General features: G+C 62.3%; 10 protein-coding genes. 3 read left to right on the plus strand and 7 right to left on the minus strand.

Annotated features, from left to right (window positions below; translation table 11 throughout):
- Positions 1 to 8: 8 nt before the first annotated feature.
- On the minus strand, positions 9 to 2,108 hold the full coding sequence (locus tag KIO76_RS01035) for a pseudouridine synthase (RefSeq protein WP_213321069.1): 2,100 nt from the start codon (positions 2,106 to 2,108) through the stop codon (positions 9 to 11).
- Between the two features lie 225 nt (positions 2,109 to 2,333).
- On the opposite strand from KIO76_RS01035, the gene KIO76_RS01040 reads away from it, so the two are divergent.
- The gene (locus KIO76_RS01040; RefSeq protein ID WP_213321070.1) at positions 2,334 to 2,786 is read left to right on the plus strand and encodes a nucleoside deaminase; all 453 of its coding nucleotides are present in this window, start codon (positions 2,334 to 2,336) and stop codon (positions 2,784 to 2,786) included.
- 153 nt (positions 2,787 to 2,939) lie between these two features.
- Here the strand turns inward: KIO76_RS01040 and aceB are convergent, their stop codons facing one another.
- A complete protein-coding gene (aceB, locus tag KIO76_RS01045; protein ID WP_213321071.1) occupies positions 2,940 to 4,538 on the minus strand; it encodes a malate synthase A in 1,599 nt (532 codons plus the stop codon).
- A gap of 450 nt (positions 4,539 to 4,988) precedes the next feature.
- Between aceB and KIO76_RS31285 the strand changes: the two genes are divergently transcribed.
- Complete coding sequence (locus KIO76_RS31285) at positions 4,989 to 6,689, plus strand: methyl-accepting chemotaxis protein (RefSeq protein ID WP_213321072.1); 1,701 nt, start codon at positions 4,989 to 4,991, stop codon at positions 6,687 to 6,689.
- Positions 6,690 to 7,231: 542 nt separating this feature from the next.
- Here KIO76_RS31285 and KIO76_RS01055 read toward each other — a convergent pair.
- The 4 genes from KIO76_RS01055 to KIO76_RS01070 all read right to left on the minus strand — a co-directional run bounded on the left by KIO76_RS01055 (position 7,232) and on the right by KIO76_RS01070 (position 11,889).
- Positions 7,232 to 7,579 carry a hypothetical protein gene (locus tag KIO76_RS01055; protein WP_213321073.1) on the minus strand — a complete coding sequence of 116 codons (348 nt, stop codon included), beginning with the start codon at positions 7,577 to 7,579 and terminating at the stop codon, positions 7,232 to 7,234.
- A 287-nt stretch (positions 7,580 to 7,866) separates the two neighbouring features.
- Positions 7,867 to 9,192 (minus strand): glycolate oxidase subunit GlcF, encoded by a 1,326-nt coding sequence (gene glcF / locus KIO76_RS01060; protein WP_213321074.1) that lies wholly within the window; start codon positions 9,190 to 9,192, stop codon positions 7,867 to 7,869.
- 40 nt (positions 9,193 to 9,232) lie between these two features.
- Positions 9,233 to 10,414 carry a glycolate oxidase subunit GlcE gene (glcE, locus tag KIO76_RS01065; RefSeq protein ID WP_213321075.1) on the minus strand — a complete coding sequence of 394 codons (1,182 nt, stop codon included), beginning with the start codon at positions 10,412 to 10,414 and terminating at the stop codon, positions 9,233 to 9,235.
- Positions 10,414 to 11,889, minus strand: a complete 1,476-nt coding sequence (locus KIO76_RS01070) for an FAD-linked oxidase C-terminal domain-containing protein (protein WP_213321076.1) — start codon at positions 11,887 to 11,889, stop codon at positions 10,414 to 10,416. The genes glcE and KIO76_RS01070 overlap by 1 nt, the downstream gene beginning before the upstream one ends.
- A 153-nt stretch (positions 11,890 to 12,042) precedes the next feature.
- Here KIO76_RS01070 and KIO76_RS01075 point away from each other — a divergent pair, with 153 nt between their 5' ends.
- Entirely contained in the window at positions 12,043 to 12,948 is a 906-nt protein-coding gene (locus KIO76_RS01075) for a LysR family transcriptional regulator (protein WP_213321077.1), read from the plus strand.
- Between the two features lie 367 nt (positions 12,949 to 13,315).
- Here the strand turns inward: KIO76_RS01075 and KIO76_RS01080 are convergent, their stop codons facing one another.
- Positions 13,316 to 16,945 (minus strand): YadA family autotransporter adhesin, encoded by a 3,630-nt coding sequence (locus KIO76_RS01080; RefSeq protein WP_213321078.1) that lies wholly within the window; start codon positions 16,943 to 16,945, stop codon positions 13,316 to 13,318.
- Positions 16,946 to 17,424 lie beyond the last annotated feature (479 nt).

Here is a 17,424-nt window from a genome sequence, read left to right on the forward strand (position 1 = left end):
GGACCGCCTCACGAGGACCTTGGCCGACGTGGCGGCCCGCTGAAACCTCCGGGCTTGCCCCTGCCGCCGCCGGGGCGTCCGCCGGGCTTTCCGCCCGCGGGGTTGCCGCCGACAGGCTTGCCGCCGAACGACTTGCCGCCGAACGACTTGCCGAACGACTTGCCGCCCGGCCTAGCCGGGGAAGCCGTGCCGCCAAACGATTTGGCACCACCCTCGTCGCGGCCCTTGCCCGTGAAAGACTTAGCTCCAAAGGACTTACCACCGAGAGATTTGCCACCAAAAGATTTGCCGCCCGCTGGCCTGTCGCCGAAGGACCTGCCTTCTGCGCCAGAGCGTTTCGGCCGGGCATCCCCGCCATCTCTCACCCGGCGAGGTGCCCCCTCGGCCTCGTCACGGTGGAACGACCGTGAGCTTCGGCGTGCGGGCTTGGGCTCGGCGGGCGCCGAGACGATCCGTTCCACCAGGACGCGGCGTCCCTTCGGGTCGCTCACAGGGCTCCCGCGGCGATGCTCGCGGGCAGCGCTCTCCTGGCGCGCCGTCTGCGGGTCTGAGCCCCGCCGTGGCAGGCGCTTGCCTTGCGGGCGGGCTGCCTCAGTCTCCTCGTCGCGCCAAATGCTGCGCGAGGGCCGACCAAGATCGTCACGGCCACGGCCCCTACCGCCCGCCCTGTCCTCGAACCCTTCGCTGCCACGCTCCGCGTCCCGCTCCAGGCGCTCCCCCGATCGTTCGCCACGCGCGGGGCGCGGGGCGCGGGCAGGCGGTGTTACGCTTCCTTCGAAATCAACGCCCGCTTCCGCTGCCAGCGTTGGCCCAAGCTGATCGCGCAGAATGGCGGTGCGCAGTTCCTCCACCGCACCTTCGCCGAGATCGCCGAGTTGGAACGGACCGAAGGACACGCGGATCAGGCGATTGACGCGCAGCCCGAGATGTTCGAGCACGCGCTTGACCTCGCGGTTCTTGCCTTCGCGCAGACCGAGCATGAGCCAGACGTTGTCACCCTGCGCGCGTTCCAGCTTCGCCTCGATCGGCCCATAGTGCATGCCGTCCACGGTCACGCCATCGGCCAACGTGTCGAGAATGGCCTGATCGATTTCACCGAAGGCACGCACGCGGTAGCGACGGAGCCAACCTGTGGTGGGATGCGCCAGCACCTTGGCGAGACCGCCATCATTGGTGAGGAGTAGAAGGCCCTCGGTGTTTATATCGAGCCGGCCGACAGTCACCACGCGCGGCATGTCGGGCGGCAGCGCCTCGAAAACGGTGGGGCGCCCCTCCGGATCCCTGGCTGTCGTCACAAGACCGCGCGGCTTATGGAAGAACCACAGACGCGTACGATCCCGGGACGGCATCGCCGCGCCGTCGATGGCGATCTTGTCGTGCGGGCCGACGAGGGTTGCCGGGGTGGTCAGCACTTCGCCGTTCACGGCGACGCGGCCCTCCTCGATCATCACCTCTGCATCACGGCGCGAGGCAACGCCGGCACGGGCCATGACTTTCGCGATACGTTCGCGCCCGTCGGACTGGCCCTCTTCGTCGCCGACTGCACTGGTTGGACGCCGCGCGGGTTTGCGCGCGTTGAAATCAGCGCGATCAGTACCGCCCTTCGGCTTTTCCCCGAAATGCGGTTTATCGGCAAAACGAGGTTTGCTCCCCAAAGGCTTGCCTTCGGACCTTGCATCGCGCTCCGCTCGCGGACCACGCGCTGGGCGACGCGCATCGCCGGCGGGGCGTTCACGACGCCATTCACTGGATGCTCCGTCACGGGGCGCGGTTGACCTGCCAAAGGGCCGATCTTCGCTGGAGTTCTCTCCGAAACGGGATTTGGCTCCGAATGGCTTGCCGCCTACCGGCTTTTTACCGGAACGCGGCTTCTCACCAACACGCTTGGCGCCAATGGCTCGACCTTCAGGCCGCCCCTCGCCTGCGTCCTTGTCCTTGAAGCGGCCCGTGCGCGGCCGCTCGCCACGCGTCTGCCCTTCGCGTTCATCCCGGGGGGACGAAGCGCGCGGCGGCCGCTTGAAATTGCTGTTGTCGCGGGGACCGGCGCCGCGCGGCGCGTCCCGGCGGCCACGCCCCTTTGGGCGTTCGTCTTCCGGCTTGTCGTTCATGGCGCCGTGATAGCAGAGTGTTCTGCCGGAAGCGAGAGTCCCATGCTGCGGCGCAATGCGGTCTCGCAGAATTATTTCAGCGCGGCCCTCGAACCATGTATAGGCACGGGAAGACCGGCTCCGCCAGGGACCACGACAGTACCTCGCGGCCTCCGAAGACGACTCCAGGAAAGACAGATCTCGGATGAAGACCGCCTGTTGATGACGACAGCTCCGGATAAAGAGATGCCTCCATCAAAGCCCGATCCTCTCTCGCTTGCCTTTGACGCGGCCCGCGCCGCCGAGGAACGCGGTGAGGTCCCGATCGGTGCTGTCGTCACCAGAGATAGCGAGGTGCTGGCGATTGCCGGCAACCGCACGCGGGAACTGAACGACCCGACAGCCCATGCCGAGATCCTCGCCATCCGCGCGGCTTGCGCGAAGTTGCGCGACGAACGGCTCACCGGCTGCGACCTTTATGTGACGCTGGAGCCCTGTCCCATGTGCGCGGCGGCGATTTCTTTCGCGCGAATTCGACGGCTCTATTTCGCCGCAAGCGATCCCAAGGGCGGCGGCATCGAGAGCGGCCCGCGGCTTTATCACCAGCCGACGTGCCACCACGCGCCGGACGTCTACGGCGGCCTTCGCGCCGGCGAGGCAAGCGAGATGCTGAGCCGCTTCTTCAAACAGAAACGTTAAGACCATGCGGTATTTGATGGACGCGCCGGTCCCCTCCTCAGGGGGGAAATCAACGCGTCGCGACTGACTCATATTACGTGTGGGACAGATATCCCCCCGGCCGCGCGCAGCGCCCGGGGGGAACACCTTGGATGCAATCCCGTCCGGCCGACCTCAAGCGATCAGCTTGTAGGCAGGCAACGTCAGGAATTCCTCGAATTCCTTAGCGAGCGACATGTCTGCGAAAAGCTTGATGGCCTCTGGGAATCGTCCCTTGTCGTAAACCTCCGGGCCGAGCACCTTGCGCAGTTCGGCCATCTCGTCGTCGAGCGTGGCCTTGAACAGCTCCGGCGTCACGGCGCGGCCGTCGTCGAGTTTGGCGCCGTGGAACAGCCACTGCCAGATCTGCGCGCGGCTGATCTCCGCTGTCGCCGCATCTTCCATGAGGTTGTAGAGCGGCACGGCGCCACGGCCACGCAGCCACGCCTCTATATATTGCACACCGACCCGTATGTTCTCGCGCAGGCCAGCCTCGGTGCGCACACCATCATGCACCTCGAGCAGGTTCTCGCGTGTGATGGTGACGTCCTCCCGCAGCTTCTCGAGCTGATTTGGCGTCGGCATCAGGCGGTCGAACACCTCCATGGCGACAGGCACGAGATCAGGATGAGCCACCCAGGTGCCATCGTGTCCGTTGCCCGCCTCGCGCTCCTTGTCGGCGCGCACCTTGGCGAAGGCAGCCTCGTTGGCAGCGGGGTTATTCTTCACCGGGATCTGCGCCGCCATGCCCCCCATGGCGAAGGCGCCGCGACGGTGGCAGGTCTTGATCAGGAGCAGTGAGTAGGCGTTGAGGAACGCCTTGCCCATCACCATCGCCCCGCGGTCTGGTGTGAGGAAATTGGGATTCTTCCCCAAACGTTTGATGAACGAAAAGATGTAGTCCCAGCGGCCACAGTTGAGGCCGGCCATGTGGTCGCGCAACTCGTAGATGATCTCATCCATCTCGAAGGCGGCCGGCAGTGTTTCGATCAGCACGGTCGCCTTGAAGGTGCCCTTGGCAACTCCGAGCACCTCTTCCGCATGGGTGAAGACGTCGTTCCACAGCCGCGCCTCGATATGGCTTTCCATCTTCGGCAGATAGAACGCCGGCGTCGCGCCCTGGGCGATGATGTCTTTGGCATTGTGGAAAACGTAGAGGCCGAAGTCGAACAGCGAGCCCGACATAGGTGCGCCATCGACCGTGACATGCTCCTCCAGGAGGTGCCAGCCGCGCGGGCGCACCAGCAGGGTCGCCGGTTTGTCCGCGAGCTTGTAGTGTTTGCCGGAATTTGGATCGGTGAAGTCGATACGGCCCTGCCAACGGTCGCGCAGATTAGCCTGGCCCTCGACCATGTTCTCCCAGGTCGGCGAGGAGGCGTCTTCGAAATCCGCCATGAACATCCTGGCCCCGCAATTCAGGGCGTTGATGATCATCTTGCGATCGACCGGCCCCGTGATCTCGACGCGGCGGTCCAGAAGGTCCCGGGGGATGGGCGCGACCTTCCAGTCGCCGTCGCGGATATGCTTGGTCTCGGCCAGGAAATCGGGCGTGTGGCCTGCGTCGAGAGACTTCTGCCGCTCTGCGCGCAACGCGAGCAAGCGGCGGCGTGTGGCGTCGAAGCGGCGGTGCAGATCCGCCAGAAAGCCTAAGGCGGCCGGAGTGAGTATCTCATCGCGGCCCGTGACCGCAGCGCCGGTGACGACGACACCGGCTGGCGCTTCATGATTGGACATGCGCTTTCTCCCTGAACTGGGGATGAGTGTCCGCCAAACCGCTTATGATGAAAAGGTACGGAACGAACCATCATTTATGCAAATTTGGAAACAATGTCGCGCTGCCGCGCCATCAAGCCGCCTCCGCCGGTTCTCATCTCCCGTAGACATTCATAAGGTTTGACCCGCCCGAATGAGCGCAACGATACCTGAGGTCGCAAGAAGAATGCCGGCAGAAACGATATGCCGCTCAAGAAGCGGCCCGCGCTTTCTGCGAGGACGAACGGGCCTGCGCCCTCAAATGATCCCGCCAATGGAGCCGGACCCTAGCGTACCCCCCCTTTAACCGTTTACTAGTCATGCATAAGTGAAAGTAAAGTGGCGGGCCTTCATCGGAAGGAACGCTGTTTTTCCTAGTGGGGACGCGTGTCGATCGTCAGCCTGTTTCGACATCGCCGCCAAGATGCGGAGATGGAAGCTCCTGTGCCCGCAGCGCAGGTGGCGGAGGAAACGCCTGCGCCGCTCGCGGGCATCGATGCGATGCTGCGGCAGCTGGAAGACGACACCCTGCTCACCATGCGCATCATCGGCTATTCGGCCGAGCAGGTTCAGTCCAAGGTCGATGAAAGTGTAACGCTGGTCGACCATATTCGTGATGCGAGCTCGGAACTCTCGTCCCTTTCCGCGACGGCTCACGACCTCACGATGGGCCTGGTGCGGACAACCGAAAAGCTCGACCAGGCGAGTCAATCCATCGAGCGTGATATCTCCGGCACCGATGACTTCATCCGGGAGGCCCACGCCCTTGCGAGCGACGTGACGAGCCGGATGGAGCGGCTTGGCTCGGCGGTCGAACGTATCGCCAGTGTCGTCGCTGTGATTGGTACGGTCGCGCGGCAAACGAACCTTCTCGCGCTGAACGCGAGCATCGAGGCTGCCCGCGCCGGCCCGGCTGGCCGCGGATTTGCCGTCGTTGCCACCGAGGTCAAGCTGCTCGCCAATGAGGTGCAGGACGCAACCGGCGACATCTCATCGCAGATCGAGATGTTGCAGACGTTCGCCAGCGAGAGCCACGAGGCCGTCGATCGCATCGCGACCCTCATCCGGCGTATCGATCCGGTGCTCGGTTCGGTGCGGGACGCCGTTTCCGCGCAGATCGCCGGCACGCGTGACGTCGCCGACCGCGCAACCCAGAGCCTGTCCTTCGTAGGCTCGGTGTCCAGCAGCGCCAAGACCATGCAGGAAATGACGGAACTGGCGCGCGCCGCAAGCCGCTCAGCAGGCAGCGCTACCGGCAACATGGAGCGCTCGCTGCACTGGCTTACCCAGCGCTCCATGGCCGCCCTGCGTGACACGGTCGTCGGCAACCGCCGCCGTTTCGAGCGCGTTCCGATTCTGCTTGAGGCTGTACTGTCCCTCGACGAAATCTCCTTGCCCGTGCAGGTCATCGACCTGTCCAAAGGCGGGTGTCTGGTGGCTGCCGACGTCACGTTATTTGCCGTTGGCATGACGGGGCGGCTCGAGGCGGAAAAGATCGGAGCGATCAATTTCACCATCGTCGCGCTCAGCGACGATGGTGTGCACGTGCGGTTTGAGAACGTCCGCCCCGAGACGACGAAACGGATCGAAGCAGCTATCGAGGAGGTCCATCACGCCAATCAGCCGATCATCACGATCATTCAAGGCGTGGCAAAGGAGATCAGCGAAACCTTCGAGGATGGGGTCAATTCTGGTGAAGTCCAGCTGACGGATCTCATCACCTTCGATTATCAGCGTATTCCGGGCACTGATCCCATCCAGTACGAGACACGGGCCACGCCCTTCTACGAAGAGGTCCTGCCGCCAATCTACGAACGCTGGAAGGATAGATGCCCATCCAGCCTGTTCATGCTGGCCTGCGATCGAAATTCCTATATCCCCATCCATCACCCACAGTATTCGCTGCCGCAGAGGCCCGGCGAACATCAGTGGAATGATCTCAACTCGCGGAACAAGCGCATCATGGAACGATCCAAGATGCTTGTTGCCGTTCGTAATCGCAATCCCTATGCGGCGACGCTGTTCCAGCGCCATATGAGCGACGGACGCATCGTGCCCACAACTCTGATGGCCGCGCCAATTTTCGTGCGTGGGCAACTGTGGGGAAACGTGTATCTCGCGAAAGAGCTTTAAGTCGCTTGCAAAGACACCGGGCCGTTGCTGGATCCGTCTGACGCATCCATCAAGGATGGGTGATCACGCGCGGCGATGTCGGCAACCGGACCAGTCAGCTGAAAGCCGACCGCAGCGGCGTGCTCTCTGTGAGTCCGAGCATCAGCTTATCGGAGCACCAATCATCCAGCACAGCCTTCCTAGCCCTGTGATCCGAAAAGGACGCCGGCAGGTTAATATTTGAGACTACTTGGAGCGCAATCTGCTTAGAAGAGTGGATTAGCTGTCGAAAATACAATGTTCAGGGCTCTATTGAGTGATCAGCCGACAAGTATTCGAGCACGCCGATACGCTTGAGTATCATTCGACGCGATCTTCAGGGCCTGGTGCAATGCCTAGTCCCAAATAAAATGACGCGAACGGAAGCATTATAGCCTGCTCCGTCCGCGTCACAACAGTCAACAAAGTCATTTATTGGCGCCTGCACGCAGGCACATCACTTGAACCACGTCGCCACACGGCGCACATCTACCCCCCGGTCGATGGCGCGGGGCGAACTGTGATCAGTGCTCAGCCGGAGCCGCGCACATGACCAGGCTGACCGTCTTGTAGCCAGCGCGCGTCTCGATACGACCCCAGGTGTCGATGCCTTCAGCGCCGAAGATGCCGTCATCTTCCGGCGGGATGAAGTTGTTCTGCGCGTCGGCGATGTGGATGTGGAAACCTTCCGGCACCTCGAACCCGTTGATGGCGCGCGCCGTTGCCTCGGGATCCTGCGCGAAGGCCTCGAGCAAGGACGGATCGTCATAAACCGCCTTCGCGACACCGCGCATCTTCGCATAGTCGACGTTGGCGAGTTGTCCGGCATTGGCAGCGACAAACTCTCTCAAGGTGTTCGTGGTGGTGGTCATGGCCCGCCTCATTGGGAATATGGTTAATAAAATATTAACGCTTTATTTTTCCCGAAATGACAAGAGCTTCTGTGATAGTTTTCCATGCAACTAACATTGGCAAGGGCAAAAATGCCCTTCGCGAGCGCAGCAAATGGGTGCGTTCACGTGATTGTGATTGCGGTCAAGCTTGCAGAAGGATGGAGGCATTTTCCCGCGCAGCCGCGCGTCACCGGCCGAGCGATTCGGCAGGTAATTCAGTAATATCGATGTGCTTTTCCTGCTTCGAAGCGAAGCGATAAGCCGAGCTAACGCGTCCCCAGCGCGGCAGGTATTGGGCCACCATCAGCCCAGTCCAGAAGCTCAACTGTATGCAATAAAATCATATCAGAATTGCGCTCAGCGAAGCCCTTTCGGAGCTGTTCCAAGCACCCGATGTTCCCAGTCGCGACGATTGTCGCGCCCGTGCGAGCGATATTGGCCGTCTTGCGGCTGCGGAGCTGTTCAGAAAGCTCAGGCTGCAGGAGGTTGTAGGTTCCAGCAGATCCACAGCAAATGTGCCCTTCCGGCACATCCTTCACAGTAAAGCCGGCGCGCTTGAGCAGTGTTTTGGGCGCTTCCTTGATCTGCTGGCCATGCTGCATCGAACAGGCCGAGTGATAGGCCACGACATAGCCCTCGCCCGCGGTGGCGCGGGCTAGATCGAGAGTCGTGAGGTACTCCGTTATGTCCTTGGCGAGCGCTGCCACGCGTGCAGCCTTGTCCTTGTAGGCGGCATCCTCACGAAACATGAAGCCGTAGTCCTTGATCGTCGTACCGCAGCCAGAGGCTGTGATGACGATGGCATCGAGTCCCTGCCCGTCGATTTCGCGAGTCCATGCGTCGATGTTGCGTTTGGCGAAGGCGTGGCTTGCCTCATCGCGCCCCATATGGTGCACCAGCGCACCGCAGCATCCCTCACCCGCGGCAAGGACCACTTCAATTCCATTGCGCGTGAGGAGCCGAACGGTTGCCGCATTGATGTCCGGGTTGAGCACGGGCTGCGCGCAGCCGCTCAGCAGCGCGACACGCCCCCGCCGCGGCCCTATCGCCGGAATAACGCGCGGGCCGGCCTCCGCGGCGCGGGGGGGCAGACGGCTGGGTGCCAGCGCAAGCATCGCGGAGAGGCGCGTTCCCACCTTCGGCAGCTTACCCAGGATACCCGCGAAAGGCTTGCCCAGCCGGGCGGCCGCCAGCGCCAATCGGAAACGACCGGGGTAAGGCAGCACCTGCGCCAGAACGCTACGCAGCAGGCGGTCGTGCCAGGGGCGTTGATAGGTGTCCTCGATATGCGCCCGGGCGTGGTCGACGAGATGCATGTAGTTGACGCCAGACGGGCAGGTCGTCATGCATGAAAGACAGGACAGGCAGCGGTCGATATGCTTGACCACCTCCGGCGTCGCCGGTTTGCCAGATTCAAGCATGTCCTTCACTAGATAGATGCGTCCGCGCGGGCTATCGAGCTCGTCACCAAGCAGGAGATAAGTTGGGCAGGTCGCCGTGCAGAATCCGCAATGGACACAGGTCCGCAAAATCGATTCAGACTCCCGCATCTGAGGGTCGATCAACTGCTCGGGCCTGAAATTCGTCTGCATGGCAGTCTCTGCTCTACTTGGATATAGGCTGGAACGCCCGTTAGACGCCGTCGTACATACGGCCGGGCTCAAACACGCCATCGGGATCGAAGGCGTGCTTGATGTCCTTGCTCAAGCGCATCAAGGGCGCCGCGATCGGATGGAACACGGCCACACTGGCGCGGATTGCCGCCGGGGCGCGAATCAACGTCGCATGGTCGCCCGTCCTCGTCACGATCGAGCGAATGACCGACGCGCACGCGTCGCCGTCCGCCGACACGCTGAGCCAGATGAGCCCGCCGCCCCAATCATAGATGAAGCGGCAATCGAGCGCTGCGGACAGCGCCGCCGTGACGTCTGGGCCGCGCGAAGGCGCGGTCGAAATGCGCCACACGGCATCGCCATCCCGCATGAAATGGGCGACATCCCGCACATTCCGCCAGAGCGCGGCGCCCTCGGCATCGTCCAGGATCTCTCCATCGCCGAAATGCGAAAGCAGTGCCTGCAACGATTTCAGCCGATAGTCCACGGAGAAGGCAAAGCCTTCGGTACGCAACAGCGTGCGCGCGCCCCTGCCATCCATGGCAGGCACATGTGCAGCGCCACTCACCTCGAACGGCGAGCCCAGCGCGGCTGACAGGGCAGCGATAGCGCGCCTGTCGTCAAGGCCATGCAGCACCAGGGTCGCGCGACGTTCGGGCCGCGGCAAAACCTTGAAGGTGACCTCCGTGAGAAAGGCCAGCGTGCCCCAGCTGCCCGCGAGCAGCTTGACCAGGTCGAGGCCCGTCACGTTCTTCATGACGCGACCGCCGGATTTGACGGTCTCGCCACGCCCATTGACGGCGCGTATCCCGATCAGGCTGTCGCGGCAGGCACCTGCCATGATGCGCCGGGGGCCGGAGAGATTGGTGGCTGCTAGTCCTCCGATCGTCGGCTCACCATCGATACAGAGCAACGCCCGAAGGTCCGGCGGTTCGAAGGACAATTCCTGCCCGTTACTGGCCAGCGTCCGTTCCACTTCGGCAAGAGGCGTGCCGGCGCGCGCGGCGATCACCAGTTCTGCCGGCTCGCAAAGCGTGATCCCGGAGAGGCCTTGCGATGACAGGCTCCCGCGATGGCCGACAGCGCGGCCGATGCTTGCCTTTGTGCCAGCACCTAGCACGCTGAGCGTCGCGCGTTGTCCCGCTGCCGCGGCGATGACGGCGGCAGCTTCCTGCTCACTTGCGGGGACATGTGTCGTCATCACGCAGCGACCGCCTTCCCGTCCACGCCTTCCCGGCCTTGCGTCAGATCGCGCCCCTCGAGCGGGAAGACTTTGGCGGGGTTCAGAAGCCAGGCCGGATCAAACACCGCGCGGACCCGCATCTGTTGCGCGAGGTCGACGGGATCGTATTGTTCGGTCATCAAGTCGCGCTTCTCGATGCCAACCCCATGCTCTCCGGTGAGACACCCGCCGACTTCCACGCAGAGCTTGAGGATCTCGGCTCCCGCTTGCTCCGCCTTCTCCAGCTCGCCGGGCTTGTTGATGTCATAGAGAACGAGCGGATGCAGATTGCCGTCGCCCGCATGAAAGATATTCGCCACCCTGAGACCATGGCTTTCGCAGATCTCGGTGATGCGACGTAAGACGAGCGGCAGCTGTCCCGTCGGGATAGTGCCATCCATGCAGAGATAATCGGCGATCCGCCCCATGGCGCCGAAAGCGGACTTGCGCCCCTTCCAGATCGCCGCGCTTTCGGCCTCCGATTGCGAAACCTTGACGGTCATCGGCGAGAAGCGGTCAGCAATCGCGCAGATGCGAGCCAGCGCCTCGTCGATCTCCTCGTCCGAGCCCTCCACCTCGACGATCAGCATCGCCTCGACATCGAGAGGGTAGCCCGCGTGGGCGAAGGCTTCGCAGATGGTAATGGCGGGCTTGTCCATGAATTCGAGCGCCACGGGAATGATGCCGGCGCCGATCAACGCCGCCACGCATTCACCGGCGAGCTCGTTGGACGCGAAGCCGAACAAGACGGGCCGCGCCCCCTCCGCCTGGCGCAGAATGCGCACCGTTGCCTCGGTGAAGACCCCGAGCTGGCCTTCGGATCCCGTGATCAGGCCGAGCAGGTCATAGCCCGGGCTGTCCAGCGCATCGCCGCCGATCTCCACCACGGTGCCATCGAGCAGAACCATGGTGACGCCGATGAGGTTGTTGGTGGTGACACCGTATTTCAGGCAATGGGCGCCGCCGGAATTCATCGCGATGTTGCCCGCGATGGTGCAGGCGAGCTGACTCGAAGGGTCTGGCGCGTAGAAGAAACCTTCCGGCGAAACCGCCTGGCTGATGGCGAGATTGGTGATGCCCGCCTGCACGCGCGCCGTGCGGTCCGCATAGTCGATGGCGAGCACCTGGTTCAGCTTCGACGTGCCCAGCACGATCGCGTCTTCCTGTGGGATAGCGCCGCCAGCAAGGGAGGTGCCGGCGCCGCGTGGCACCACCTTCACGCCCTCGCGGTGACAGAAGGCGAGCACGGCCGCTACCTCTGCTGTCGAGGTCGGCAGCACGACCGCAAGCGGCATGCGCCGATAGGCGGTGAGCGCGTCCGTCTCGAACGCGCGCCGCTCGTCTTCGCTGGTGATCAGGCTCTGGGCGGGCACCAGAGCCGCAAGCCCTGCGATAATGGCATCGCGACGGCTCAGAATTGCTGAATCGGGAATGGGAAATGCTATCGATGTCATGAAAACCCTCCCGATACACGTTTTCCCGCCATTCTGACCTCTGGCCGGCTGCAATCCCCTGACTATTGAACGACTCTAGCCTATTCGAAAGGCTTTGACAGGGCACATAATCAAGACGACATTATTTCTTTTTTGGAAATAATGTCGCAGGCCATGGATCAGCTAGGAGACCTTGATATCTTCGCCCGCGTTGTCGCCGCCAAAGGTATGTCCGCGGCGGGACGAGAGCTCGGTTTTTCCGCTGCGGTCGTTTCGAAGCGCATCCGCAGGCTCGAGGAGCGGCTGGGCGTCAGGCTTCTGCAGCGCACAACCCGGCAAATCAGCCTGACCGAGGCCGGCCAAGGCTTCTACGAGCGTGTGGTCTCCATTCTCGCCAGCATCGAGGAAGCGGAAGCCTGGGTGGCGCGGGGCAGCAGCGTAGCGCGCGGCGTGCTCAGGGTGTCGGCTCCGACCTCCTTCGGCCGACTGCATATCGCTCCCCATCTCAAGGCCTTCCTCGACCGCTACACCGCCGTGACGGTCGACCTCGACCTCTCGGACAGCTTCGTCGACGTCGTCGGCGAAGGCTTCGACGTCGCCATCCGCATTGCCGATCTCGCCGATTCAAGCCTGGTCGCGAAGCGGCTCGCGCCCAACAATCGCGTGCTCTGCGCGACACCTGCCTATCTCGCCCGCCACGGCGAACCGCAAAGCCCCGCAGACCTCGCCCGTCACACCTTGCTCGTGCACAACGCCGACCACTGGCGGCTGTCCGGGCCGGATGGACCTGTGACGGTCCCGATATCCGCGCCACTGCGCACCAATTCGAGCGAGGTCGTTCGAGAAGCCGTGCTCGCGGGCATCGGCATCGCGCTGCGCTCGACATGGGATATCGGCCCGGAACTACAGGCGGGCCAGCTCAAGGCCGTGCTGCCCGACTATGGCGGATCGCATCGCGTCGCAGTCTATGCCGTCTATCCAAGCCGCAGGCATCTTGAGCAAAAGGTGCGCGCCTTCATCGACTATCTCGGCGACCTCTATGCCCCGACACCCTATTGGGACCAAGGGCTCTCACGCTGAGGCCCATCCATGACGTTTGACACGAGCGCAGCGCGGAAAAAGCAGGCATCGACTGCCTATGGAAACAGCAAGGCAGTAGCTGGGCCCAGGCGCCCGTGAGATAATATTCGGATCGCCGCGCGTTTCCGGATTGGCACGGTGATTGCGTGCGGATCTGCGAGATCTGAGGGGAAGCGGCCAACGCTTCAGAAAAAGAGGGCGGTCATTCCCACCGGGGATGGCCGCCTTCATCATCTCTGCCCTTGTCCCCTCCCCCAAACAAAAAAAAGCCGGGCCTCGCGGCCGCGGCTCAAGTCGTTTTCGTAGTGCCAAAGCAAGGGGCTCGATGGCATGGCCGCTGGAAGGCGGCCATGCCGGAAGTCTCGACTTAGAACTCCATGGCCACACCGACGCGGCCGACATGCTCCTTGCCACCGCCATTGGCGTAACCGGCGTGGATCATGACAGGCATTGCGGTGTCGAGGCGATGGGCGACACTGACGCCGAAGCCGAACTCGCTGCGGTAGAAGCCCGTGGAGGCGGAGACCGTCGTCTTTCCAGGTGCCGAGGGGGTCAGCGCCGGAGCGAGGGCGGCAGTCGCGGCGATACCACGCCGGGCTTCCTTCTGGATCGTGCGCGTCTCGCTGTACAACTGGCCGACGTTGACCGCATCGGTGGCGAGCACGCCAGGCGCCACATTGGTGATACGGCGTTCCGCGCCCGGTGCACCAACAGACACGGTATTCGGGGCATCCGCCACTGAGCCAGCACCGAGGGCGACCGAGTTCGGAGCGTTGGCCGTAACCCGGGAATTCGCGCCGAGCGCCACCGAATTGTCGGCTTCCACCCGGGCATTCCGGCCGAAGGCCGAGTCATTCGGGCCAGCCGCATAGGCACTGTGGCCGACCGCGGTGCCACCCTCTCCCATCGCCTGGGCATTGTAACCCACTGCAACCGAGTAGTTGCCGGCTGCCGTGGAACGTGCACCCACCGCCGTCGCCTGCACCCCAGTGGCGCTGCCCGTTCCGTCGCCACCACTCATCAGACTGCGCACTTGGCCGACTGTGGCTGCATCGGTATCGGCGATGCCTTCTGCCACATTGGTGATCCGCCGCAAGTTATCCGCCGAGCCGACTGAGACAGTATTCTCCTCGTCTGCGACCGAATTGGCACCGAGCGCCACGCTGTTCTTGGCCGTTGCGGTGGCATGCGAACCAACGGCAGTCGCCTTGTCAGCCGTTGCCTCTGCACCGTGGCCAAGCGCTGTCGTATAGTCGCCAATGGCCTTGGTCGCTATGCCGTTGGCCCAGGCGTCCACGCCCTTGACTTCACCGGCGACGGACTGGCCAGTCGAGAGCGCGGCAATGGTGTTGTTCAAGACTGTGTATTGTTTGAAGTTGACAGCATCTGTCTCCTGTGTGGCATCCGCGACGCCGGTGATGCGCGTCGCCGTCGTGCCGTTGCGATAAGCTGAGTAAGCCTCGCCACCCTTGGCATTCGTGTCGAAGCGAAGAGTATTTGCCAATTCAGCGGTTGTCGTGGTGATCTGCTGCTGCACTTGATACAACTGGCTGCCGACTATCACTTCGTTACTTGTGGCAGAGACCTCACCTTCGGCAACGCCGATGATCTTAGTGGGCACGGCATTGCCGGATCCGCTGGGGGCGCGGGCGGCATTGAACGCCATGATATTGGTTCCGTGGGCGTCCTTGGTCAGGCCGTAAATCAACGCATTATCAAGCTTGCTTTGAACGTCCGTGTTGATGGTACCAACCGCCGTGTCGACATATCGCTTGTTCGACGCATCATAATCGTCTGTCGGATCCGCGACCCCGGAGATGCGCGTGTTGGCACCATTGCGCACTGCCGAATAAGAGCCGCCGATAAATTTCAAGGCATTACCGTCGAGCGTATTAAAATTGGTCGTCAATGTGCCGAGATCGGTTTCGAGCGTACCGATACGCGTCTGCTCGACTTTCAACTGCTTGAAGTTGACAGCATCGAAATCATTCGAGCCTTCGGCCACATTAACGATCTTGCGCTGCTGCGCGGACGTGCCGACGGACACGGTGTTATTCTCGCCCGCAACAGACCCGGCACCGATGGCGACGGAATTGATGCCAGAGACGCTGGCACCCGCGCCGATGGCAATGCCCTTCGTGGCCGCGCCGTCGACATTGGCGCCATCGCCGATGCCGACGCCGGAGACGGCGTTCACGGTCGATGCAAGACCGATCGCCACCGCATTAGCCTTGCCCGATGTGTTCGAGCCAATCAGGACCGCGTTGGCCTCAGCTGAGGTGGTGCCCGCATTCGCGCCGATGACCACGCTGTTTACACCGCCGCCTGCCGTGCCTCCGGCGTTCATGCCGATGCCGACAGCCCCCTCGGATGCGGCATGCACCCCGGCGCCGAGCGCTATTGCGCCTTTGCCGGCCGATTTGCTGTCCCGACCAATGGCTACGCCGTCTTCAACGGAAGCATCGGCACCCTTACCAAACGCGAGGGACGTGACTCCGGCGGCGGTCGCACCATATCCTAATGCAACTGCTTGGCCGGCGCTTGCTACACTGCCGGCACCTATCGCTATCGCCTCCGGACCACTCGCCGTCGAGACGGAGCCTATAGCGACACTGGCCTGGCCAGATGCAACCGCCTGGGTACCAAAAGCTGACGCTGAGGCTTGCGATGCGCTCGCCCCCGCGCCAACCGCCGTGCCATTCGTTCCGGTTGCTTGCGCGTTCGGGCCGAGCGCCGTGGCATCCCCGCCCACAGCGCTGGCCTGAAAGCCCAAAGCGACGGCGCGCTGGCCGGTCGCGCTGGCCTGGTTGCCGAAGGCGCTCGAGTTGAGCTGCGATGCCGACGCATTGCCGACAGCGGTTGCGCCTTCCGCATCCGCCTTCGCCGAATGGCCGATAGCGACGGTATTCGTGCCGGTCGCTGTTGCGGACTGGCCGATTGCCACGCTCGCCGAACCACTCGCATTGGTGTCGATGCCGACCGCCACCGCGCCCGCGCCCGCCGTGCTCGATCCTGTGTTCGGTGACACGACCAGGCCGTTGCCGGTCGTCGTCTTGACCTTCACATTGTCAATGTCGGATGTGGTGAGGATGTTCTCACCAGTGACGTTGATCTTCGCCGTCGGACTTGCCCCAAGAACCTGAACGGAAGTGACGGTTGAATCAGTAATCGTTGAGTTCGTCGCAGTGACATTGGTAATCGCTGCGTCCTTCAGATTCGCGTTATTCAGGACGTTCCTGTTACCGACGAGTTGAACGCCCACGGCCTGCGTGACCGTGCCGTCAGTCACCTCGGCGTTCGTTACCTTGGAGCTGGAGATCGTCGATTGGGTGATACTCGAGGTATCAACCGTCGCGTTCTTCAAGCTGGACGAACCCTCCAAAGCAAGCGTTGAGCCCGCCTGACCTGTGATTGCCGCGTTCTTCAGGCTTGCACTCTCAACGATCGCAGACTTCAGCGATGATGTCCCATCGAGATTAAGGGTGGCGCTGCCCGTGCCAATGATGGTCGCATCCTGGACAGTTGAGTTGTTAACAGTCGCCGTCTTCAGGGACGATTCCCCGTCGAGGTTCAACTTTCCACCGTTCGTGCCGACAATCTCCGAGTTTTGAATTTTAGACGTGTCAATTGTCGATCCCTTAAGGGTCGATGTTCCATCAACACTCAGATTGGCAGAATTGCTGTTCGTCAGCGTGAGCTGGCCTGTATAATTGACGGCCGCTCCATCACCACTAATATTGGCGTTGTTAAGTTTCGAACCACTCGTTTCATCGGTGACTTTGTAGTCTCCACCAGCAATGGAACCGCTTTCCGAGACAACCTGCGCCTTTGCCGCAGTCGCGCTCAATGCGCAGGCGAGAGAAACGGCGCTTACGCTGCCAAGTACAGCTGCCGCGTAGCGCAGAGACGTGGAACGCTTCTTCTTTTCACCAGTGTCGGCTTGGGCTGGCTTTGTCTTGCCAGACCGCGCCGTTTTCGTCTTTGCAATGGCTGCCACTGAAAATCTCCTATTATTCTCGAAAATTCGCGCAATTCATCACTGCGACGCCGCCGGCATCGCATCGCTTTCAGTCATTCCTTTGGGAACACAACGCGCCAACGTTACATCACCACGCGGCGGCAACGTCGCAGCACTTCGGGGGCATGATTCCGCATAGGTGAACCGCGGTCACACTCCGTCGTCGTTGATTCGCGCAACGTCTCAACGCGATGAGGCCTTGCGCTTGACAAGCAAATATCTATCGAGGATGGCCGCAATTCCGAAGCGGACTTGTATTTACTTGTCCTGGAATTGCTCACATACGCGCGTCGGACGAAAAGCTGTCAACGCCACGACTGGAATAGGCCCACCTTGGTTTATGCCCACAACGCCAGCGTGGCATTTTGCGCCTGAGAAAGAGCATGTCGCGCAATATGCGGCCGGACAGGCGGCCCGATGTAAAGTTGCCACAGAGTTAATAGAGCCGGGATGACGGA

It is taken from the genome of Chelatococcus sp. YT9, assembly GCF_018398315.1.
Classification (GTDB): domain Bacteria; phylum Pseudomonadota; class Alphaproteobacteria; order Rhizobiales; family Beijerinckiaceae; genus Chelatococcus.

Bases quoted from the DNA above. Each gene is read 5' to 3' on its own strand.
- aceB (WP_213321071.1), bottom strand. From the start codon at position 4,538: ATGTCCAATCATGAAGCGCCAGCCGGTGTCGTCGTCACCGGCGCTGCG.
- KIO76_RS31285 (WP_213321072.1), top strand. From the start codon at position 4,989: ATGGAAGCTCCTGTGCCCGCAGCGCAGGTGGCGGAGGAAACGCCTGCG.
- KIO76_RS01035 (WP_213321069.1), bottom strand. From the start codon at position 2,108: ATGAACGACAAGCCGGAAGACGAACGCCCAAAGGGGCGTGGCCGCCGG.
- glcE (WP_213321075.1), bottom strand. From the start codon at position 10,414: ATGACGACACATGTCCCCGCAAGTGAGCAGGAAGCTGCCGCCGTCATC.
- KIO76_RS01040 (WP_213321070.1), top strand. From the start codon at position 2,334: ATGCCTCCATCAAAGCCCGATCCTCTCTCGCTTGCCTTTGACGCGGCC.
- glcF (WP_213321074.1), bottom strand. From the start codon at position 9,192: ATGCAGACGAATTTCAGGCCCGAGCAGTTGATCGACCCTCAGATGCGG.
- KIO76_RS01055 (WP_213321073.1), bottom strand. From the start codon at position 7,579: ATGACCACCACCACGAACACCTTGAGAGAGTTTGTCGCTGCCAATGCC.
- KIO76_RS01070 (WP_213321076.1), bottom strand. From the start codon at position 11,889: ATGACATCGATAGCATTTCCCATTCCCGATTCAGCAATTCTGAGCCGT.
- KIO76_RS01075 (WP_213321077.1), top strand. From the start codon at position 12,043: ATGGATCAGCTAGGAGACCTTGATATCTTCGCCCGCGTTGTCGCCGCC.